20 protein-coding genes and 1 pseudogene are annotated in these 20,608 nt (G+C 74.4%); 8 read left to right on the top strand and 13 right to left on the bottom strand.

Translation table 11 applies throughout. From position 1 onward, the window contains the following. Positions 1-79 precede the first annotated feature (79 nt). Positions 80-892 (bottom strand): class I SAM-dependent methyltransferase, encoded by an 813-nt coding sequence (locus FHR36_RS24280; protein ID WP_253800716.1) that lies wholly within the window; start codon positions 890-892, stop codon positions 80-82. Positions 893-1,281: 389 nt separating this feature from the next. Between FHR36_RS24280 and FHR36_RS24275 the strand changes: the two genes are divergently transcribed. Next, entirely contained in the window at positions 1,282-1,713 is a 432-nt protein-coding gene (locus FHR36_RS24275) for a hypothetical protein (RefSeq protein WP_253800288.1), read from the top strand. Between the two features lie 46 nt (positions 1,714-1,759). Here the strand turns inward: FHR36_RS24275 and FHR36_RS24270 are convergent, their stop codons facing one another. Together FHR36_RS24270 and FHR36_RS24265 are read right to left on the bottom strand one after the other, a co-directional pair. Next, the gene (locus FHR36_RS24270) at positions 1,760-2,719 is read right to left on the bottom strand and encodes a rod shape-determining protein (RefSeq protein ID WP_253800287.1); all 960 of its coding nucleotides are present in this window, start codon (positions 2,717-2,719) and stop codon (positions 1,760-1,762) included. 99 nt (positions 2,720-2,818) lie between these two features. After that, positions 2,819-3,415 carry a TetR/AcrR family transcriptional regulator gene (locus tag FHR36_RS24265; protein ID WP_253800286.1) on the bottom strand — a complete coding sequence of 199 codons (597 nt, stop codon included), beginning with the start codon at positions 3,413-3,415 and terminating at the stop codon, positions 2,819-2,821. 100 nt (positions 3,416-3,515) lie between these two features. On the opposite strand from FHR36_RS24265, the gene FHR36_RS24260 reads away from it, so the two are divergent. Next, positions 3,516-4,751, top strand: a complete 1,236-nt coding sequence (locus tag FHR36_RS24260; RefSeq protein ID WP_253800285.1) for an alpha/beta hydrolase family protein — start codon at positions 3,516-3,518, stop codon at positions 4,749-4,751. 333 nt (positions 4,752-5,084) lie between these two features. On the opposite strand, the gene FHR36_RS24255 is transcribed toward FHR36_RS24260, so the two are convergent. From FHR36_RS24255 to FHR36_RS24245, 3 genes are all read right to left on the bottom strand, one after another. After that, positions 5,085-6,656, bottom strand: a complete 1,572-nt coding sequence (locus tag FHR36_RS24255; protein ID WP_253800284.1) for a Na+/H+ antiporter — start codon at positions 6,654-6,656, stop codon at positions 5,085-5,087. Between the two features lie 248 nt (positions 6,657-6,904). Continuing rightward, complete coding sequence (locus FHR36_RS24250; protein ID WP_253800283.1) at positions 6,905-7,666, bottom strand: SDR family NAD(P)-dependent oxidoreductase; 762 nt, start codon at positions 7,664-7,666, stop codon at positions 6,905-6,907. Positions 7,667-7,709: 43 nt separating this feature from the next. After that, complete coding sequence (locus FHR36_RS24245) at positions 7,710-8,849, bottom strand: acyl-CoA dehydrogenase family protein (RefSeq protein WP_253800282.1); 1,140 nt, start codon at positions 8,847-8,849, stop codon at positions 7,710-7,712. An 80-nt stretch (positions 8,850-8,929) separates the two neighbouring features. Between FHR36_RS24245 and FHR36_RS24240 the strand changes: the two genes are divergently transcribed. Both FHR36_RS24240 and FHR36_RS24235 read left to right on the top strand, forming a co-directional pair. Next, the gene (locus FHR36_RS24240; RefSeq protein ID WP_253800281.1) at positions 8,930-9,532 is read left to right on the top strand and encodes a TetR/AcrR family transcriptional regulator; all 603 of its coding nucleotides are present in this window, start codon (positions 8,930-8,932) and stop codon (positions 9,530-9,532) included. 102 nt (positions 9,533-9,634) lie between these two features. Further along, positions 9,635-10,489, top strand: a complete 855-nt coding sequence (locus FHR36_RS24235; RefSeq protein ID WP_253800280.1) for an S-methyl-5'-thioadenosine phosphorylase — start codon at positions 9,635-9,637, stop codon at positions 10,487-10,489. Here FHR36_RS24235 and FHR36_RS24230 read toward each other — a convergent pair. Further along, on the bottom strand, positions 10,455-10,904 hold the full coding sequence (locus tag FHR36_RS24230; RefSeq protein WP_253800279.1) for a hypothetical protein: 450 nt from the start codon (positions 10,902-10,904) through the stop codon (positions 10,455-10,457). The genes FHR36_RS24235 and FHR36_RS24230 overlap by 35 nt on opposite strands. Then, entirely contained in the window at positions 10,904-12,013 is a 1,110-nt protein-coding gene (locus FHR36_RS24225; protein WP_253800714.1) for a molybdopterin-dependent oxidoreductase, read from the bottom strand. Before FHR36_RS24225 ends, FHR36_RS24230 begins: the two co-directional genes overlap by 1 nt. A gap of 180 nt (positions 12,014-12,193) precedes the next feature. Here FHR36_RS24225 and FHR36_RS24220 point away from each other — a divergent pair, with 180 nt between their 5' ends. Then, the gene (locus FHR36_RS24220) at positions 12,194-13,582 is read left to right on the top strand and encodes a glycosyltransferase 87 family protein (protein ID WP_253800278.1); all 1,389 of its coding nucleotides are present in this window, start codon (positions 12,194-12,196) and stop codon (positions 13,580-13,582) included. Between the two features lie 36 nt (positions 13,583-13,618). Here the strand turns inward: FHR36_RS24220 and FHR36_RS24215 are convergent, their stop codons facing one another. From FHR36_RS24215 to FHR36_RS24205, 3 genes and pseudogenes are all read right to left on the bottom strand, one after another. Next, complete coding sequence (locus tag FHR36_RS24215; protein WP_253800277.1) at positions 13,619-14,338, bottom strand: methyltransferase domain-containing protein; 720 nt, start codon at positions 14,336-14,338, stop codon at positions 13,619-13,621. After that, a complete protein-coding gene (locus FHR36_RS24210; protein ID WP_253800712.1) occupies positions 14,335-14,862 on the bottom strand; it encodes a TIGR04282 family arsenosugar biosynthesis glycosyltransferase in 528 nt (175 codons plus the stop codon). The genes FHR36_RS24215 and FHR36_RS24210 overlap by 4 nt, the downstream gene beginning before the upstream one ends. A gap of 108 nt (positions 14,863-14,970) precedes the next feature. Further along, a pseudogene (locus FHR36_RS24205) lies at positions 14,971-15,690 on the bottom strand (glycosyltransferase family 2 protein); the annotation flags it as partial. A 145-nt stretch (positions 15,691-15,835) separates the two neighbouring features. Between FHR36_RS24205 and FHR36_RS24200 the strand changes: the two are divergent. Then, positions 15,836-16,600 (top strand): response regulator transcription factor, encoded by a 765-nt coding sequence (locus tag FHR36_RS24200; RefSeq protein ID WP_407660860.1) that lies wholly within the window; start codon positions 15,836-15,838, stop codon positions 16,598-16,600. Continuing rightward, positions 16,597-17,751: a sensor histidine kinase gene (locus tag FHR36_RS24195; protein WP_253800275.1), complete on the top strand. Its 1,155-nt coding sequence runs from the start codon at positions 16,597-16,599 to the stop codon at positions 17,749-17,751. Before FHR36_RS24200 ends, FHR36_RS24195 begins: the two co-directional genes overlap by 4 nt. Positions 17,752-17,774: 23 nt before the next feature. On the opposite strand, the gene FHR36_RS24190 is transcribed toward FHR36_RS24195, so the two are convergent. Both FHR36_RS24190 and FHR36_RS24185 read right to left on the bottom strand, forming a co-directional pair. Further along, the gene (locus FHR36_RS24190) at positions 17,775-18,827 is read right to left on the bottom strand and encodes an NAD-dependent epimerase/dehydratase family protein (RefSeq protein WP_253800274.1); all 1,053 of its coding nucleotides are present in this window, start codon (positions 18,825-18,827) and stop codon (positions 17,775-17,777) included. 81 nt (positions 18,828-18,908) lie between these two features. Beyond that, complete coding sequence (locus FHR36_RS24185) at positions 18,909-19,907, bottom strand: DUF5937 family protein (RefSeq protein ID WP_253800273.1); 999 nt, start codon at positions 19,905-19,907, stop codon at positions 18,909-18,911. A 160-nt stretch (positions 19,908-20,067) separates the two neighbouring features. On the opposite strand from FHR36_RS24185, the gene FHR36_RS24180 reads away from it, so the two are divergent. Next, the gene (locus tag FHR36_RS24180) at positions 20,068-20,604 is read left to right on the top strand and encodes a tetratricopeptide repeat protein (protein ID WP_253800272.1); all 537 of its coding nucleotides are present in this window, start codon (positions 20,068-20,070) and stop codon (positions 20,602-20,604) included. Positions 20,605-20,608 lie beyond the last annotated feature (4 nt).

The raw sequence follows: 20,608 nt of genomic DNA, 5'->3' as shown, positions 1-20,608 counted from the left end.
TTCGGGCAGGCCGCCGAGCTGGTGCGGCCGCACGGTCAGGGGATGCGCATCGTCGACCGCATCGGCGCCGGGAGGCGCTCTACCGGCGGATTGCCGAGATCAGTCCGCCGGGCCGCTCCTCGCGCTGCGGCGGGGCGCTGATCGGGCGCCCGTAGGCCGCACCGCACTCGCGCAGGGTATGGCCGGTGGCCTCCCAGCCGTGCCCGGCCAGCCAGTCCACCGGGTCGTCGGGCATCTCCGAGACCCACAGGGACGCCGCCGATCCCGGCACGGCGTCCGCGCCGAAGCGCTCGATCACGCCGCGCGAGCCCAATGTCAGCCCCATCCGACTGCCTGCCGCCGACTGCGCGCCGATCCGGGCAAGCAGCAACTCCACCGCGTCCTCGGGCAGATAGATCAGCAGGCCTTCGGCGATCCACACGGTCGGAACGGCCGGGTCGTGCCCGGCGGCGGCCAGCGCGGCCGGCCAGTCCTCGCGCAGGTCCACCGCGACGGTGATCCGCTCGCAGCGTGCGACGGCCCGCTCCTGGTGCAGCACCGACGCCTTGAAGTCCAGTGGCGCGGCGGTGTCGACCTCGAACAGCCGGGTGCCCTCGGGCCAGTCCATCCGGAAGGCCCGGCTGTCCATACCGGCGCCGAGCAGCACGACCTGCCGGACCCCGGCCGCAGTGGCCTGCTCCAACAGGTCGTCGAGGAACTTGGTCCTGATGACGATGGAGTACGACACCGCGAGTCGGCGGCGGCGCGCGGCCTCGTCGTCGGGCGGCGGCGAGGAGGGCCACAGGCCGCCGGCGGTGGCGAAGGCCGCTGCCAGTGGGTCGCGGAACAGCGCGTTCACCCGCTCGGTCTCCAGCGCCCGCACCCGGGCCACCCCCACCGCCGTGGCCCACACTCCCGACGGCTGCACCCGCTCCTGCTCATCAGTCACCGCGCCAGCCTAGATGATCGATTTCAAGGAAGCCCTGTGAGTGGACAAGAACCCGTTCTCGTGGACAGCGCCAGCAGGTGCGAAGTGAGGCGCGGGGCCACTCGCACTGCGCGGCGCCCGGACCGACCGCGACCAGGGCGGGGAGGGCGCGTCGGTCGCTGTGAATTGGGTCAGGGCTCCGGCTTCCCGGGCCGGCAAGTCTCCGGTGTGTTCGGCGTGTTCGCCGCCTCCAGGGGCCACCCCGCCGCCCGGCAACATCGCGGCACGCTTGACCGTTGCTTGCTCCCTCGGGCCTCGATCCGGCTGCGCAGCGGACCCTGGACGCCGCTGACGGGCTTCGGTAGGTTCGGGCAATGGTGCTTTCCGGGGGATGCCTGACCACTCGTGACATGCGGATACGTACGGCCTGGCGGGCGGCCGCGCTGCTGCTCGCGGGTGGCCTGGCTGCCGCCTGCGGCAGCGGCGGGCCGACCGTCGGCGACAGCGATGCCTCGTGCAGCCTGTCCGCACGGCCGACGGTCACGGGCGTGGTGACGGCCTACGAAGTGACCTTGAGCGCCGCGACCGACGAGAAGGGCTACTTCTCGCCGACGGCTTCGGTCACGGTCAGCGGCGGGCAGGCGGCTCCGGTGACGACCGACGTGACCCTGGGCAGCCCGATCTCCGTCCCCCGGGACCCGGGCATCTACATCGTGCAGGCGGCGGTCCCACTGAAGGCGGACGCGCCGCACAACTACCGGGCCGTCAGCTGCCGCATGACGCTCACGGTCAACAGCAGCGGCTGAGAGATGTGCGTCAAACTCGCTTCATAGCACGGTACTTGTGAATCCTTCAGGGCCGACCGGGCGGGTTGGCGCGCCGCTCCATGAGCTCGGTGAGCCAGGTGATGTCCGGGAGGGTCCTGGCGGGGAACTGGGCGAGGTCGGGGGCGGGGGGTGTCTCGGCGAGCAGGCGGGTCACGCCGTCGCGGAGGACCCGGGGTTGGTCGAACCCGAGCTTCGGCTCGACCGCGTGGCGGGCGGGGAGCCCGGTGAGCTCCGACAGATGGTGGTCCACGCCGGGCGGGTGAGGGCCGGTCAGCAGCAGTCCGCCGTTGGCCGCGGCCTGGGCGGTCTCCGGCGCTGTGTCCCGCAGCAACTGCCCGACCAGGTCCGCCACCGTCCGGTGGGCGGGGGCCAGGACGGCGCGCAGTTCGGCCGCTGACAGCGAGACCTTGCCGGGCTCGCCGGGGCGGGCGCCGTCGGCGGTGATCACCGAACCGTAGACGGGCCCGGGGTTGCGCACCGTCGGCGAGGGGCCGAACGCGCCATCGTGGACGGCGGCCGCCCAGCACTGCTCCTGGCCGACGTCGAGCCGGTGCTCGGCCCGCAGGTGACCGGCCACCGCATCGGCCAGCCCCCGCGCCCCGCCGACCACCGTGCCGCGGGCGACGACCTCACGCCCGGCGAGGACCGCGACCGAGGTGCGTACGGCATCCAGGTGCACCACGACGCATGCGGCCGGTTCCCTCTCCGGGCACGCCCCGACCAGGGCGGCCACCGTCTCGTCGACCACCCGGAGCGCGGCCGCCGGCCACATCGCCCGGACCGCGTCCACGGCCGGCTGCACCCCCGGGTGGCCGCCGGCCCCGGGGGCCACCAGGACCACCGACCCCACCGGTGCCGAGAGTTGCATCGTCGTCGCCATGCCGTCCGTCAGCATGTCCGCCGCATACGAGTCGGCCTCTCCGGCACCCGGGTTCCACGCCAATTCCACGACCAGCTGGGAGAACCGGGCACTGCGCCCGGTCACCTGAATCCGTATCGGATCCACCGGCCACCAGAGCACGTCCGCCACCCCTCATGTCGCGCATCGTCCTGGCCGTGATGCTACGGCGCGTCCGACGGGCGACTACCGGGCGGTGCCGGGCGCTCCGGTGGAGGTGAGCAGTCGGTCGACGAGGAGTTCCGGGTAGCCGGTGGCGGGCGGGTCGATGCCGAAGATGGCCCGCAGGTAGAGCGGTGCGATGAGTTGGTCGAGGATCTGCTCCAGGGGCGGGGGGTGCTCGCCGCGGGCGGTGGCGCGCTCGCGGATGCGTTCGATGGAGTGGAGCCGGCGCCGGAAGTGCTGGGCGCGTTCGGTCTGCATGTCGGCGCTGCTGGGCATGGAGAGGGCGACGGCCCGTACCAGCAGGCGGCCTTCGGGCGTGCGGATGCTCGCGACTCCGGCTTCGGCCCAGGCGGTGAGGTCCCCGCGCAGGGTGCCGGTGTCGGCGAGGGGCGAATCCCGTTCGAGGCGGGTGGTGACGACGTCGGCGAGGAGTGCCTCGCGGCTGCCCCAACGCCGGTAGATGCTGGTGTGGTTGACCCCGGCGTGCTGGGCGATGGCGGGGATGGTGAGTTCCGCGCCGTCGGGGGCGGAGAGCAGGTCGATGACCGCTTGGTGGACGGCGGAGCGGACCTGTTCGGGGCTCTTGCGGATGCGTGCGGTCGGTTGTTTCGAAGTCACCCCTCCATCGTAAGCACAGATGTTTGCTTAAGGGCGCCCGGAGGGTCTACAGTCGTGCCGCAAGCACAGATCTGTGCTTGCGGGCGAAGGAGAGTGCGACATGAAGCAGCTGCTGTTCCCGAACAACCCCCAGTTCTGGTACGAGACCCTGCGCTCGATGAGCCACATCGCCTACGGCGGAGCCGACTTCGGCGAGGTCGTCGCCACCGGCGAGCGCATCGTCGAGGGCGACTACGAGAGCTGGTACGCCGAGTGGACGGCCACCGCCGACCGCGTGGCCGACGAGGCGCAGAAGGCGCTGGAGGCCGGCCACGAGGTCAGCGCCCGGGACGGGTTCCTGCGGGCGTCGAACTACTACCGGTCGGCCGAGTTCTTCCTGCACGGCCACCCCTGCGACCCCCGCCACGACCACGCGTACGACCGCAGCGTCGCCTGCTTCCGGGCCGCCGCGGCGCTGTTCACCCCGCGGATCGAGCCGGTGAGCATCCCCTACGAGGGCACGACCCTGCCGGGCTACCTCTACCGGGCCGACACCGGCGGTACGCCGCGGCCGACCCTGATCATGCAGGCCGGTTTCGACGGCACCGCCGAGGAACTCCACTTCAGCGGCGCCATGGCCGCCGTGGAGCGCGGCTACACGGTCCTGACCTTCGACGGCCCCGGGCAGCCCGGACCCCGGCACCACCAGGGCCTGGTCTTCCGCCCGGACTGGGAGAACGTCATCACCCCGGTGATCGACTTCGCCGAGACCCTCCCGGAGGTCGACAACAGCCGGATCGCGCTGCTCGGTTCCAGCATGGGCGGCATCCTCGCGCCGCGAGCGGCCGCCTTCGAGCACCGCCTGGCCGCGCTGATCGCCGTCGACGGCGTCTACGACCTCGGGCAGATCTCCGTCCGCAACATCCCCGGCGACCGCGCCGACGCCGAACGGCTGCTGCGCGCCGACAGCGCCCCCGAACTCGACGCCGCCCTCGAGCGGATCATGACCACCGACGCGACCGCGCGCTGGGCGATCAACCACGGCATGTACGTCATGGGCGTCGACACCCCGCGGGCGTTCAACGCCTCCTACCTCGACTACAGCCTCGCCGACGGCATCGCCGAGCGGATCCAGTGCCCCACCCTCGTCTGCGACGCCGCCGAGGACGAGTTCTTCAAGGGCCAGCCCGAGCAGCTCTACGAGCACCTCACCTGCCCCAGGACCCTCATGGTGTTCACCGCCGAGGAGGGCGCCGGAGCCCACTGCCACCCCGGCGCCATGCGCCTCGCCCTCGCCCGCATCTACGACTGGCTCGACGACACCCTTGCCAACACCCCCGCCGGCCTTGGCGCCTGAGCTCCCGCCACTTCCACCCCGGCTGCCGGCAGCGCACCGACGGCTCATGGGCCGCCCGGACCGCATGCCTCGGCCACATTGCCTACCGGCGTACGCTCGTCGCCGGCGGCGAGGCCGAGGTCCACGCGGAGCTCTACGAGGGCAGCAGGTACGCCGACCTGCCCACCTGCCACCTCGCCAAGAAGGACGGATCGGCCGTGAGTACGGAGGTCTGCGTCTTCGCCGACCTCCCCCCCGACGGCCGCTTACGGCGACTCCAGCGGCCGGGGGAGCCTGCGGCCGTGGTACCGCATGCGGCGGACCCGAGCCGCCGGGCCGTCGGCGCGATTCCGATCACCGGGCATCGTCGGTGAGGGCGATCTCCTGCTGGTCGAGATCGTGCTGGATCTCACGACGGGTCGTGTCACTGATCTCGTGCTCGTCGTACAGACGCCGCAGTTCCGTGCTCTGGATCGCCAGCACCTCGCGCCGCAACGCCGTGTAGGCGGCGAGATGGGTGCCGGCCTCGCCGGCGCCGCCCGGGGCGTGGGCCGCTTCGTCGGCCTGCTGGAGGCGGGCGTCCAGAGCGCGCCGCACCCGGTCCAGGACGAGTTCGTCGGTGATCTCGGATCCACTCTGGGCGTCGAGGTGGGCGAGGGCTGTGCGCGCGAGGCGGGCGCGGGCCTCCGCTTCCTCGCGGGCGGTGTGCTCGGGTTCGAGGGCGATTCCCGAACGGCTGACCAAGGGCGCGAGGGTGAGGCCTTGGGCGATGAGGGTGAGGACGACGACGGCGGTGGTGAGCACCAGCACCAGGGGCCGCCCGGGCAAGGCCTGGCCGCTGTCGGTGACCAGCGGGATGGACAGGGCGGCGGCGAGCGGCATGACGCCACGGGTACCGGCCCAGGTCAGGACAGCCGCCACCGGCCAGGAGTGGCGGGCGTCGGCCGGGGTGAGGCTGCTGGAGACGGGCAGCATCCACAGCACCCGCAGGGCCAGGAGGGCGGCGGCGATCGTGATGGCCTGGAGCGGCCACCAGCCCGTGCCGGGGGAGAGGTCGCGGACGAGGGCGGGCAGTTCCAGTCCGATCACGGCGAACACGACGGTTTCCAGCAGGAACACCACGACGCCGTAGACGGCGTGCAGTTGCAGGCGGATCCGGGCGTCGCTGAGTCGCTGCCCGGAGCGGCCCAGTACCACTCCCGCGACGACCACCGCCGTGACGCCCGAGGTGTGTGACTGTTCCGCGACGACGTAGGCGGCGTACGGAGTGACCAGGGCGATGACGGTCTCGAGGACCGGGTCGGCGGTCCGCCGCCGGATCACGATCACCACACCGCCCAGCGCGGTGCCGACCAGGAGGCCGCCCCCGGCCAGTCGGAGGAACTCCCCGCCCGCGCCGAGCGGGCTGAACGCGCCCGACGTCACCGCGACGGTGACCGCCACGCGGAACAGCACCAGCGAGGACGCGTCGTTGAACAGGCTCTCCGCCTGGACCAGCGTCTGCATCCGGCTGGGCAGGGCCAGCCGTCGGCCCAGCGCGGTGACCGCCACCGGATCGGTGCTCGCGAGGATCGCGCCCAGGACGAACGCCATCGACGCGTGCAGCGGAGTCAGGGCCACGGCGAGCGCACCGACCATGGCGGCGGAGGCCAGCACCAGGCCGAACACCAGCACCGTTACCGGCCGCCACACCGTCTTCAGGTCCCGCAGCGACAACTCCTCGGCGGAGGCGTACAGCAACGGCGGGAGGACCACCAGCGCGATCGTCTGCGGGGCGATGTGGAGGGCGGGCACCCCGGGAATCGACGCGACGGCGACTCCGGCCAGCACCAGCAGCGACGGCGCCGGGATCCGCCAACGGCGCGCCCCCGTGGCCACCACGGTGCCCAGGACGACGAGAAAGAGAACGACTCCCACGGCGCGCATTCGACAAGCCCTCGACTTCATCACCCGGGGCCGGCGCCGCACACCGCGACGCACCCGTTCCCCGCGCCGACCAGACTTCCCGGCACACCCGTCCCGACTTTACGCGATCTTGACGCGTCGCATAAGGCCGAGAGCGGACCCACGGGTGGCACGGGTGGCACGGGAGGGCCGATGGACTGGCGGAGAGCCCACGCTGTGATCGGGCGGGCTCTCCGGCCTTCCGCGGTCTCCGGGCCTTGAGTCAGCCGTCAGCGGGCGGCCATCCGCAGGGCGCCGTCCATCCGGATGGTCTCGCCGTTGAGGTAGTCGTGCTCGGTGACCATGGTGACCAGGCGGGCGTACTCGGTGGGCTCGGCGAGGCGCTGCGGGAAGGTCACGCCCGCGGCGAGGCCGGCCCGGACCTCGTCGCCGAAGCCGGCCATCATCGGGGTGTCGACGATGCCGGGCGCGATGGTGACCACCCGGATGCCGTACTGGGCGAGGTCGCGGGCGGCGGTGATGGTCATGCCCGCCACGCCGGCCTTCGACGCGGCGTAGGCGATCTGGCCGACCTGGCCCTCGAAGGCGGCGATCGAGGCGGTGTTGACGATCACGCCGCGCTGCCCGTGGCCGTCGGGCTCGTGCCGCGCGATGGACTCGGCGGCCAGCCGCATGACGTTGAAGGTGCCGAGCAGATTGACGTTCAGCACGGCCTGGAACAGCGCCAGGTCGTGCGGGCCCTTGCGGCCCAGGATGCGGGCCGAGGGGGCGATGCCGGCGCAGTTGACGGCCAGCCGCAGCCGGTGGCCGTCCGCGTCGATCCGGGCCAGCGCGGCGCGGACCGGCTCCTCGGCCGTGACGTCGGCGGCCAGCAGGGTGACGCCGTCCGGCTGCTCGCCGGCGGCCTCGACGGCCTTGGGCAGGTCCAGGCCGTACACGGTGGCGCCGCGGGCGGCGAGGGCGGCGGCGGTGGCCGCGCCCAGGCCCGAGGCGGCGCCGGTGACCAGGGCGGCGGATCCGGTGATGTCCATGCGAAGCTCCTCGTCGGGGTGTGGGTGTCCGGGGGCGGTCGGGTCAGCGGCCGAGGCCGCGGCTGATGACGAGCCGCTGGATCTGGTTGGTGCCCTCGAAGATCTGCATGATCTTCGCCTCGCGCATGTAGCGTTCCACCGGGAAGTCGCGGGTGTAGCCGTAGCCGCCGAGCACCTGGACGGCGTCGGTGGTGACCTTCATCGCGGCGTCGGTGGCGACCAGCTTGGCGACACTGGCCTGGCGTCCGAACGGTCGGCCGGCGTCGCGGCGCCGGGCGGCGTCGAGGTAGGTGGCCCGGGCGGAGTCGACGGCGGCGGCCATGTCGGCGAGCAGGAAGCCCAGACCCTGGTGGTCGATGATCTTCCGGCCGAAGGTGGTCCGCTCGTTGGCGTAGGCGACCGCCGCGTCGAGCGCGGCCTGGGCGACGCCGGTCGCGCAGGCGGCGATGCCGAGCCGGCCGGAGTCCAGGGCGCTGAAGGCGATCTGCAGGCCCTGGCCCTCGGTGCCGATCAGGCGGTCGGCGTCGAGTTCGGCGCCGTCCCAGTAGGCGGCGCAGGTCGGGATGCCCTGGAGGCCCATCTTCTTCTCCGGGGCGCCGAAGGACAGGCCCTCGGTGGCGCCGGGCGCCAGGAAGCAGGAGACGCCGCCGCTGCCCGGCGCGGTGCGGGCGAACAGCGCGTAGAAGCCGGCCTTCCCGCCGTGGGTGATCCAGGCCTTGGTGCCGGTGATCCGGAAGCCCTCGTCCGTCCGCTGCGCCTTGCAGGCGAGCGAACCCGCGTCCGAGCCGGCCTGCGGCTCGGAGAGGCTGTAGCCGCCGACCAGCTCGCCCGCCAGGGCGGCCGGCAGCCAGCGCTCCTTCTGCGCTTCGGTGCCGTAGGAGTTCAGCGGGTGGCAGGCCAGCGTGTGGACGCTGGTGGCGACCGCGACCGCGGCCCAGCGCGCGGCCAGCTCCTCCAGCACCTGGAGGTAGACCTCGTACGGCTGGTCGCCGCCGCCGAACTCCTCCGGGTACGGCAGGCCGAGCAGGCCGGCCTTGCCGAGGGTGGCGAACAGCCCCTCGGGGTAGGTCTCGGTGCTCTCGTGCTCCTCGACCCGGGTGGCGAGTTCGCGGTCGGCGAGGTCGCGGACGAGTGCGAGCAGGTCCTCGGCCTCCTCGGTGGGAAGAAGGCGGTCGACGGCCATGGCAGGCTCCAAGTGGTACTCACAGCGGTACGTCAGTACCGCATAGCGTAGCGCGAGACTCGCCCTGGAATACTGATCCGGTGATCGAGACCTCAGCCACACCGGACGCACGGCCCACCGGACGCGGCGCCGCCCGCCGCGCCGAGCTGTTCGAGGACCTGGTCGCACTGCTGACCGGTGACGGCTTCGCCCAGCTCACCCTCGACGACCTCGCCATCCGGCTGCACTGCTCCAAGCGCACCCTGTACGGGCTGGCCGGCAGCAAGGAGCAGCTCATCCGGGCCGCCGTGGTGTACTTCTTCCGCCGCGCCACCGAGCGGGTGGAGGCCGCCCTCGCCGCCGAGACCGACCCGGCCGGTCGGCTCGCCGCCTACCTGCGTGCCGTCGCCGCCGAACTGGCGACCGCGTCAGCGGCCTTCTTCGACGACGTGGCGGTGTTCGAGCCCGCCGCCGAGGTGTACGAGCGCAACACCCGGGCCGCAGCCGCCCGGATCCAGCAGCTGATCGAGGAAGGCGTCAGCGCCGGGATCTTCCGCGACGTGCACGTCGTGTTCGCGGCGGACGTGATCAGCTCGGTGATGGTCCGCATTCAGCAGCGCCAGGTGGTCGCGGCCACCGGCCTCGCCGACGCCGAGGCCTACGCCCACCTCGCCGACCTCCTGCTGCACGGCCTGACCCGCTGAACCGGTCCGACGTCGTTCGGGAACCGTAAGGCCGCTCTCCCCGGATCGCTCCGGTACGACTCCTACAGTGGCGGGATGCCGGATCGAGGAGAGGGGACGAGGATGACGGTCGGTCATGGGACGCCGAGGGCCGAGATCGGAGTGATCGGGGGCTCGGGGCTCTACACGCTGGCGGACGACGTGGTCGAGGTCCGGGTGGAGACGCCGTACGGGCCGCCGAGCGACGCGCTGTTCGTGGGCGAGGTGGCCGGGCGGCGGGTCGCGTTCCTGCCGCGCCACGGTCGCGGGCACAGCCTGCCGCCGCACCGGATCAACTACCGGGCGAACCTGTGGGCGCTGCACTCGCTGGGGGTGCGGCAGGTGCTCGGGCCGTGTGCGGTGGGCGGGCTGAGGCCGCAGTTCGGTCCGGGGACGCTGCTCGTGCCCGACCAGTTCGTCGACCGGACGTCGGGGCGGGTGCAGACCTTCTACGACGGACTGCCGCTGCCGGACGGGACGGTGCCGGGGGTGGTGCACGTGTCGGCGGCCGATCCGTACTGCCCCGCCGGGCGACGGGCGTCCCTCGACGCGGCCGCGGGAGCGGCGTGGGATCCGGTGGACGGCGGGACGCTGGTGGTCATCGAGGGACCTCGGTTCTCCACCCGCGCGGAGTCGCGCTGGTACGCCGACAACGGCTGGTCGGTGGTCGGCATGACCGGCCACCCGGAGGCCGTGCTGGCCCGCGAACTCGGGCTCTGCTACACCTCGATCGCGCTGGTCACCGACCTCGACGCGGGTGTGGAGAGCGGTGAGGGCGTCACCCACGCCGAGGTGCTGGAGGTCTTCGCCCGCAACGTCGAGCGGCTGCGCACGGTGCTGTTCAAGGCGGTCGAGCTGCTGCCCGCCGTCCGCGCGTGCCCGTGCGGGCACGCGCTGGACGGACTCACGACCGGTCTTCCCGGGGTGCCGGGCGACTGATCGGCCGGGACCCGCGCCACCGCCGGGCGAGCGCGATCAGCACCGCGATCAACAGCGCGAGCGCGGCGGTGGCGGCCAGGACCAGCAGCCAGTTGCGCAGGTAGGGCAGCGGCAGCACCGACGGGTTGCCGTGGTCGTCACCGGCCCGCAGGACGGCCGGCAGCCCGACGGCCGAGACCGCCGCGGCCACGACCAGCCAGCCGCGCAGGACGGGCCCGCGGACCAGGCGCGCGCCGACCAGGCACAGCAGCGGGACCCACAGGCCGTCGTGCAGGACGAGCCCGCCGACCGCCCAGACCAGCACCTGCGACGGGGCGGTGATGTAGGGGTCGGTCAGCAGCCCGTACAGGCCGTAGCCGGTCAGGGCGAGACCGGCGCCCAGGGTGGCGCCGCGGAGCCAGGTGGACACCGACATCAGATCACCTCGATCCTGGCGACCCACTTGGTCTGCAGCACACCAGGCCGGTTGGGGGCGATGATCCGCGCGGGCCAGCCGTGGTCGGCGTTCAGGGGTGCGCCGTTGACCCGGAGGGCCAGCAGGGTGAGCGGGTCGCGGACGTACTGGGCGGGCATCTCCATCACCCGGTAGGGGCCGTCGGCCTCCAGCGAGGTGACGCGTACCGCGGACCCGGCGGGCGCGCCGGCCCGGGCCAGCAGGTCGGCGAGGCGCACCCCGCTCCAGCGGGCGCTCGCGCTCCAGCCCTCGACGCACGCGATCGGCAGGACGGCTTCGTGCTGGGGGAGTTCGGCGAGTTCGGCGAGGGAGAGGGTGTACGGCCGCGGTCCGTCGACGCCGAGCCGCCAGTCGGCGGGGACGGTGAGCGTCCCGGCCTGGGCGGCGGTGCGGTTGACCGGCAGCCCCTGGGAGCCCAGGTCGGGCCGGCGCGGGGCGAGCAGGTCGAGGCCGCGCAGCCAGGGCACGCTCTGTCCGGCCGTGGTGAGGGTGACGGCGCCGACGGCCGCGGTGACCGAGGTCAGGAACGCGCGTCGGCCGGGCACCGGCGTACCGCGTCGGCTCCAGTGCCGGGCGATGAGCGGGGCCTTGACGGCGATGTGGACCAGCAGGCCGCCGGTGGCCAGCCAGCCGAGCCAGAAGTGGGTCTGCCGGAAGGGGAACGGCCACGGGTACCACTGGAGGGTGTTCAGCAGGCCGGTGAAGACCTCGAGCAGCACGGCGGCGACCAGGACGGCGATGCCGAGGCGTTCCAGGGCGTGGAGCACGCTGCGGGCCGGCGGCCACTCGAACAGCCGGGGGTAGACGGTCCACAGCTTGGCCGCGGCGAGCGGGATCGCGGCGATGCCGCTGATGACGTGCAGCCCCTGGGTGACCCGGTAGCCGTTGGCCGGGCGCGCGGGCAGCAGGCCGGACAGCCAGGTGGGCGGGTCCTGGAGCAGATGGCTGGTCAGACCGGTGAGGAAGCAGACCAGCAGGGCCGCGCCCAGCCACCGGCCGAGCACGACGGCGGTGCGCGGCTCGTGCAGCGAGGAGCGGAACGCGCCGTCGCGGAACGGGCCGCGGCGCAGGGACGGCGGGGGCGTCGGCAGCGGGTGATCGAGCCGGCGTCGGATGTCGGAGAGCTTGGATTCCACCCCTTCATCGAAGCGTCCCCGCACCTCGGACGGGGGGTTCGACGTGCTTACGGAATCCGAACGGCGGCCTCGCCGGTGCGGTCGGCGACGCAACGGCGGTGGCAGGGTGGGCGCGTGATCCCCCGCCCCCTCCTGCCCTGCGCGCTCGCCCTCACCGCCCTGGTGGCGGCGCTGGCGCTGACCGTGACCGTCGGCGGAACGCTCGCGCACCGCGGGCCGCTTTACGGCTGGTACGCCCTCGACACCGCGCTCTTCGTGCTCGCGCTGGTGCTGCTGCGGCGGGTGCCGGACCGTCAGGTGGTGCCGCTGGTCCTCGCCGGGAGCTTCCTGGTCGCGGCCGCCGGGCTGCTGGCACCGCCGCGCACCAGCGACGACGCCTACCGGTACGTGTGGGACGGCCGGGTGCAGGCCGCCGGCACCTCCCCGTACGCGCACGCCCCGGACGACCCGGCACTCGCCCGGCTGCGCGACGCGGACCTGTTCCCGGTGGGGGACGGCTGCACGGGCTGGGACGAACGCCGCACGGCCGCGGGCGACTGCACCCGCATCAACCGGCCCGCCGTGCACACCATCTACCCCCCGGTCGCCCAGGCGTGGTTCCTCGCGCTCCATCTGTTCGGGGGCGGGGTGCGCGGCGTCCAGGTGGGCGGTGCGCTGCTGGCCCTCGCCACCACCGGCGTCCTGACGGCGGTCGGGCGGGGCGGCCGGCGGGCGGCGCTGTGGGGGTGGTGCCCGGGGGTCACCGTGTGGGCGGTCAATGACGCGCACATCGACACCCTCGGCGCCCTGCTGATGGTGGCCGGGCTGGGCTGCGCGGCCCGCGGACGAGCCGCCGCCGGCGGCGGGCTGCTGGGCGCGGCGGTCGCGACCAAGCTGCTGCCCGCACTCGCCCTGCCCGGCGCGCTGTCCGGGCTGCTGTCGCGCCGGCCGGTCCGGACCGGCCTCGTGCTCCTCGGCAGCGCCGCCGGGGCGTTCGCGCTGGCCTACGCGCCCCACGTCGCCGTCTCCGGAGCGGCGGTCCTCGGCTACCTGCCGGGCTATCTGAAGGAGGAGGGGTACGAGCAGGGGCACCTCGACCGGTTCGGGCTCCTGCAGGCGGTGCTTCCGCACGGCTGGGCGCCGTGGGCGGCCGCCCTCGCCCTGGTGGCGGTGGTCGCCCGGGTGCTGCGGTGCGGTGACCCGGACCGCCCCTGGAGCGGAGCCCTGCTGGTCACCGGGACGGCGCTGCTGCTCGCCGCACCGGCGTACCCGTGGTACGGGCTGCTGGTGGTGGCGCTGGTGGCGCTCGACGGCCGGTGGGAGTGGCTGGCGGTCCCGGCCGCCGGGCAGGTGCTCTACCTGGCGGGCGGGCCGGTGGCGCAGCAGGCCGCCTACGGGGCCGCCCTGGTCTGCGTCCTCGCCGTGCCGGTTCTGAGGCGACGGTACGAGCGCCCGGGCGGGGCGGCTCCGCGGCCGGCTGCGGCCGACCCGGCGGGGGTGCGGCCCGCGACGCGCGGACGGTGACTGTCGATCCGGTGCCGCGGCGGTCCCGCCGTGCGGTCAGCCGGTACGCGGACCGGCCTGCAGGGCGAGGAAGCGGCGCCCGTGCGAGACCCAGCGGTCGGTCTCGACCAGTCCGGCCCGGCGGGCACGGCGGGCCGTCGCCACGGCGCCGAGCCGGGCCCAGGAGAACGGCGGGCTCAGCCGGCCGTGTGCGCCCTCGAGCTGGACGGTGCTGTGCTCGTCGAGCTCCTGCGGCTCGACCTCGACCAGCAGGGTGCCACCGGGGGCGAGGAGTTCAGCGCAGCGTTCGAGGATCGCGTCGGGGTCGCCGCCGATGCCGAGGTTGCCGTCGGCGAGGAGGACCCCGCCCCAGCGGCCCTCGCCGGGCAGCCGGTCGAAGAGCGAGCGGCGCAGGGCGAGGGCGCCGAGGCGGCGGGTCCGGGCCACCGCCTCGCCGGTGATGTCGACGCCGAGCGCCGGGATGCCGAGGGCGAGGAGGGCCGCCACCAGGCGGCCCGGTCCGCAGCCGAGGTCGAGCACCGGAGCGGTCAGTTGGGTGCACCGCAGCAGCAGGCTGTGGTCGGCGCCGGCCGCGGGCGCGCACCAGCGTTCGACGTCGAGGGGGACGCGGCGGCCGTCCCGGTGGCGCAGCCACAGCGGCCCGCGCCCGGCGCGGACGGCATCGGCGTACGGGTCACCCCAGTCGGGCACCTGGGCCGGGGCCGTACCGCCGGCCGGGTGCGGGCCACCGGTCCGGGAGAGGGCGGGGGCGGTCACCCGGCCACCTCCGGCGCCAGGTCGAACGAGCGCAGCCGGGCGGCGAACCGGCTGCCCGGCGCCTCGGCCGCCACGCGGTGGGCGTCGGGGACGGTGTCCACATCGGTCAGCACCGGCAGATGGTGCACGGCGAGGCCGGCGGCGGTCAGCCGCTCGAGCAGTGCGGCGCCGGTGCCGGCGGTCGACATGGGCAGTCCGAGCAGCAGCTGCCGGGCCAACCGCTCGCTCGGGCGGGCCAGCCCGAGCGCCCAGAAGCCGCCGTCGGCGGCCGGCCCGTACCAGGCGTCGACGCCGGTGCGCCGGGCCGCGGACAGCGGCTCGGCTAGGGTGGCGGCCCGCAGCTGCGGAGTGTCCATCCCGACCAGGAGGGCCGGCGCGCCGGGCGCCAGCCGGGCGGCGTGCGCGAAGGCGTCCACCAGCCGGACGTCCAGGCCGCCTGCCGCCTGACCGACGACCTCCCAGCCCGCCGGCAGCCAGTCGCCCGGATCGCCGTCCAGCACCAGGAGGCGGCGGCCGGCCGGCATCGCGGCGAGGGTGTCCAGCGTGTCGGCGAGAGCGGCCTCCGCCAGGGCGGCGGCCTGCTCGGGCGTACAGGGCGGGGTGAGCCGGGTCTTCACCCGGCCGGGGACCGGGGCCTTGGCGATCACCAGCAGGGTCGGCGGCGGAGCGGCCAGCACCCGGCGCATGTCGCGGACGGCACGCAGCGTGCCCCGTACGGTGCCGGTGACCTTGGACCGGCCCGTCCGGGGCAGGTAGTCGACGCTCGTCTCGGCGATCCGCAGGCCGGCCGCCGCGCCGGTCAGGACCATCTCCAGCGGGTAGCCCGACCGGCGGTCCCCGAGCCCGAGCGCCAACAGGCGCTCGCGGCGGGCCGCCCGCATCGGCCCGAGGTCGTGCAGGGGGACACCGGTGCGCCGGCGGAGCAGGCCGGCGAGCACGGCGTTGGCGAGGCGGGCGTGAGCCGGCCACGCCGCGGCGGCCACCGGGCGGCGGCGGCCGAGGACGAGGTCCGCGTGGCCGGCCCGGACGGGATCGACGACCAGCGGCAGCTGGGCGGGGTCGAGCGAGCCGTCGCAGTCCAGGAAGCAGACCAGCTCGGCGGAGGCTGCCAGGAGGCCGGCGTGGCATGCGGCGCCGAAGCCGCGCCTCGGCTCCGTGACGACCGTGGCGCCGAGGGAGCGCGCCAGCTCGGCGGAGCCGTCGCGGGAACCGTTGTCGACGACGATCGCCCGCCAACCGGCCGGGATCCGGCCGAGCACCCACGGCAGCGCGGCGGCCTCGTCGAGGCAGGGCAGGACGACATCGACGTCCGTCGGGACGTCAGGGGATGGGAATGGGGTCACACCGGCCACGCTAGAGGCGCGGTGCCGCTGCCTGCCGTCATCGACGCCTTACGGAAGTCCTACGTCGCCGGAAGGGCGGACGGGCCCGTCCCGGGGTTCTTACGGAACCCGAACGGGGATGCCCGCACGGCCCGGGGCGGTGCCGGCGGCTCGTATGCTCGGCCGGGTGAACGAGAGTCCCCCCGCCACCGGGCCCGAACCCGCCCGCATCCTGGTGATCGACGACGATCCGACGGTGTCCGAGGTCGTCGCCGGCTACCTCACCCGGGCCGGGCACCGGGTCGAGCGGGCCGCCGACGGCCGCCACGGGCTCGCCGCTGCGCGCGCGCACCGGCCCGACCTGCTGGTCCTGGACCTCATGCTGCCCGGACTCGACGGCCTGCAGATCCTGCGCGCCCTGCGCGCCGACCAGGCGGCGGCGGACCTCCCGGTGGTGATGCTCACCGCGAAGGGCGACGAGGCGGACCGCATCCTGGGCCTGGAACTGGGCGCGGACGACTACGTCACCAAGCCCTTCAGCCCCCGCGAACTCGTGCTGCGGATCGAGTCCGTGCTCCGGCGCTCCCGCGCCACCAAGCCGGCCGCGGGCCCGGACGGACCGGTGGTCTCGGGCGACCTCGCCCTCGATCCGCAGGCCCGCCGCGCCCACCGGCAGGGACGCGAACTGCTGCTGACCCTGCGGGAGTTCGACCTCCTGGCGTTCCTGCTCCGAAACCCCGGCACGGTGTTCTCCCGGCAGGAGCTGATGGAACGCGTCTGGGGCTGGGACTTCGGCGACCTGTCCACCGTGACGGTCCACATCCGACGGCTGCGCGAGAAGATCGAGGACGATCCCGCCGCGCCCGTACTGATCAACACCGTGTGGGGCGTCGGCTACCGCTACGACCCCGTGACCCGCGAGAAGGACTCCACCACGTGAAGGACCTGCTGCTGATCGCCCTGTTCGCCGCCCTCGGCGCCGCCGGGGCCGGGCTGCTCGGCTGGGCCGCCGTCCGCCTGCTGCGCCGCCGCTCGGTGGCGTTGTCGCTGTTCTGCGTCGCGGCCGTGACCGTGCTCGCGGTCACCTCGGGGACCTTCGCCGTCGCGCAGGCGATGTTCCTGTCCGGGCACGACCTCGGCGTGGTCATCACCGTCCTGTGCATGGCCTCGGTGGTCTCCCTGCTGACGGCCGCGCTGCTCGGCCGCCAGGTGGTGGCCGGCAGCCGGGCGCTGACCGAGGCGGCCCGCACCGTCGGCAGCGACGCCGGCTTCACCGCTCCGGAGCACCCGCTCGGCCTGGAACTCGCCCAGCTCAGCCGGGAACTCGCGGCGACCAGCGGGCGCCTGGCAGAATCCCGGGCCCGGGCCCAGGCGCTCGACACCTCGCGGCGCGAGCTGATCGCCTGGATCTCCCACGACCTGCGCACCCCCCTGGCCGGTCTGCGGGCCATGGCCGAGGCGCTGGAGGACGGTGTCGCCGACCGCCCCGACCGGTACCTCAAGCGGATCCGTACCGAGGTCGAACGGCTCACCGGCATGGTCGACGACCTGTTCGAGCTCTCCCGGATCCAGGCCGGCGCGCTGTCGCTGTCGCTGTCCCGGGTGTCCGCCTACGACCTGGTCGACGAGGCACTCGCCGGCGCCCACCCGCTCGCCCGGCAGCGCGGCGTGCGGCTGGAGGGCCGACTGGTCGAGGCGGAGCCGGTCGAGGTGGACAGCCGGGAGATCACCCGGGTGCTCGGCAACCTCCTGGTCAACGCCATCCGCTCCACCCCCGAGGACGGCGTGGTCGCCGTCTCCGCCCGCCGCGAGGCCGACGAGGTGGTGCTCTCCGTCACCGACGGCTGCGGCGGCATCCCGGAGCAGGACCTGTCCCGGGTCTTCGAGACCGGCTGGCGCGGCAGCACCGCCCGCACCCCGCGCCCGGCGGACGCCGGCGCCGACCGGGGCGGCGAGGGCGGCGACAGCGGGGCCGGACTCGGCCTCGCCATCGTCCGCGGCATCGTCGAGGCCCACGCGGGCCGCGCCCGGGTGCACAACGTCGCCGGGGGCTGCTGCTTCGAGATCGCCCTGCCCGCCGTCGCCGGCTGAGGTCACGGGTCGCCGGCCTGAGGTCACCCGCGCAGCGGCGCGGCGGCGAACTCCGCCATCCCCGCGGCGAACGACACCCGCGGCCGCCAGCCGAGCTCGGCACGCAGCCGGGACGAGTCGGCGGTGACGTGCCGGACGTCCCCGAGCCGGTACTCGCCCGTCACCACCGGCGCCGGGCCACCGTACGCGGCGGCCAGCGCCGCGGCCATCTCGCCGACCGAGCGGACCTCGCCGCTGCCCACGTTGTACACCCTGGCGTCGCCCGGCGGCCGGGCGCCGACCGCCGCCAGTGCGGCGAGGTTGGCCGCGGCCACGTCGTCGACGTGGACGAAGTCCCGCCGCTGGCCCCCGTCCTCGAACACCCGCGGTGCCTCGCCCCGGGCCAGCGCCGAGCGGAACAGCGACGCCACCCCGGCATACGGGGTGTCGCGCGGCATGCCCGGTCCGTACACGTTGTGGTAGCGCAGCGTCAGGACCCGGCCGCCGCAACCGCGGGCCCACGCTGCGGCCAGGTGCTCCTGGGCAAGCTTGGTGGCCGCGTACACGTTGCGCGGGTCCGCCGGCGCGTCCTCCCCGACCAGCCCCGGCCGCAGGGCGGCGCCGCAGATCGGACACGGCGGCTCGAAACTGCCGGCGTCGAGATCGGCCGGCCGGCGCGCCGCGGGCGCGACCGGCCCGTGCTCCGGGCACACGTACCGGCCCTCGCCGTAGACCACCATCGACCCGGCCAGCACCAGGTTCCGCACCCCGGCCCGGGCCATCGCGGCGAGCAGGACCGCGGTGCCGAGATCGTTGCAGCCCACGTAGTCGGGTGCGTCGTCCAGATCGAGGCCGAGCCCGACCATCGCCGCCTGGTGGCAGACCGCGTCGACCCCGTCCAGCGCCTTCTCCACCACCGCACGGTCCCGTACGTCGCCGGGCAGGAACTCCACGCCCCCCGGCAGGACAGGTGCCGCCCCGGACGGGTGGACCGCGGGCAGCAGCGCGTCGACGACCCGGACCTCGTGCTCCTGCGCCAAAGCGCGGACGATCGCCGAACCGATGAACCCGGCGCCGCCGGTGACCAGAATCCTCATGTCCGGCGACGCTACCGGCCCGTGGGCTGCCGACAGCGGGGACCGGGGGCCGCGTCATGCTTCGGTAAGAGGCAGGGCCCCTCACCGGCCGCCGTGGACGAGTGCCGTACCGAGACGGGTGCGCCGGTAGCGGACCTCGTGGCGCCTGCGTTCTCCGACGACCAGACCCGCGTCACGCATCACCGTGAGGTGCTCCGAGACGGTCCCCGGGGCCAGCCGGTGCCGCTGGGCGAGCAGTGTCGTCGACGCCGGTTCGTCGAGTCCGGTCAGCAGGGCGGCCCGGGTGCGCCCGACGAGTCGCTCCAGAGCGCCGCCGGGGGACCCGTTCACCGGCCGCCACAGGTCGGCCAGGCCGCGCACCCGGTAGGTGACGGTCGGCTGCCAGGGCGGTTGCGTGATCACGACCGCCTCGTCCCACTTGAACACGCTGGGCATCAACAGCGCGCCGCGCCCGGCGAGTTCGACGTGTTCGTCGCCGCCGGGGTCGCGTACGAGCGTGTCGCCGCTCCAGTGCAGAGTCGGGTCGAGATCGGCGAACAGCCGGTCCAGACCGCCGTGGGACAGCTGCCGGGACCGGTACTCGAGGTCGGACTCCAGCCTCGCCCGTACCTGCGGCCACACCGGCTCGACCAGCGCCTCCCAGGCGGCGCCCACCAGCCGGGTCAGCAGGCCCAGTACCTCTGCGGGGTGGCCGAGCAGCATCCGCGCCAGCCCGGCCGCCTCCGGCCCGAGCGTCCCGTGCTCCCGCAGGGACAGCTCGATCTCCTCGCGCACGACGGAGGCAGGCGTCGCCGCGACCCGCGCGAGCTCGGTCCCGATGTCGGGGCCGGGGCCGGGCGGAGGGGGAGAGAGGAAGTCCGGGGTGTAGCCGCGGCGTGGCTGCAGCAGCGTGATCGGACGCAGGTCGAGCCCGCGGATGCGCGGCCGGGCATCGCGAAGCCACCCGCGGTGATGGGGGCCCGGGCCCGGTCCCTCGACCCCGGTCGCGATGCGGACCGCCTGCAAGGTCTCGAACAGGGGCGAGTAGGCGAACCGGCAGCGGGCCAGGTCCGACGGACCGAAGCCGAGACTGATGGCCAACTGCCGCTCCCCACCCCTGGATGCCCCTGACCTGACGTCGCGCAGCCTAGCGACATTTGGCCGGAGCCGAATCACTGGAGGGGATCCCGACCGCGCGGGCAGGATCGATCACATCGGCCGGCCCCGGTCGAGACCAGTCGCTTCCGTACGGAGTGTCACCATGCACGATCCCGTCCACCAGGCCGATCCGGCCGACCTGCGCGCCGACGTCGGTCGTCGCGCGGCCGCCCTGTTCGCCGCCATCGACGACCACGACGAGGCCGCGTTCATCGCACTGATCGACTCGCTCGCGGACGAGCTGCCGGACGGCGACGCCGACGCCCTGTTCCACCGGGCCTGCGCCCGCGACTCCTGGGGCCGTCCGGACCTGGCGGTCCCGCTCTACCGCCGAGCCCTCGAGCTGGGCGGTCCGACCGGAGAGAACCGCCGGCGCGCGGTGATCCAGCTGGCGAGCTCGCTGCGCAACCTGGGCGACCCCGCCGCCGGCCTGGCGCTGCTGGAGGCCGAGGGTGCGCGCGGCTCCGACCACCTGGACGATGCGCTCGCCGCCACCACCGCCCTGTGCCTGGCCTCTCTCGGCCGCGAGCGCGAAGGACTCTCGCTCGTCCTGGTCGCGCTGGCCGAGCACCTGCCGCGCTACAACCGCTCCATGGCCAACTACGGCAGGGCCCTGGTCGAGGACGCGACGACAGCTTGACCGG

This window comes from Kitasatospora cinereorecta (assembly GCF_024172095.1).
GTDB classification, from domain to species: Bacteria; Actinomycetota; Actinomycetes; order Streptomycetales; family Streptomycetaceae; genus Kitasatospora; species Kitasatospora cinereorecta.
This window is presented reverse-complemented; position numbering and strand designations above follow the sequence as displayed.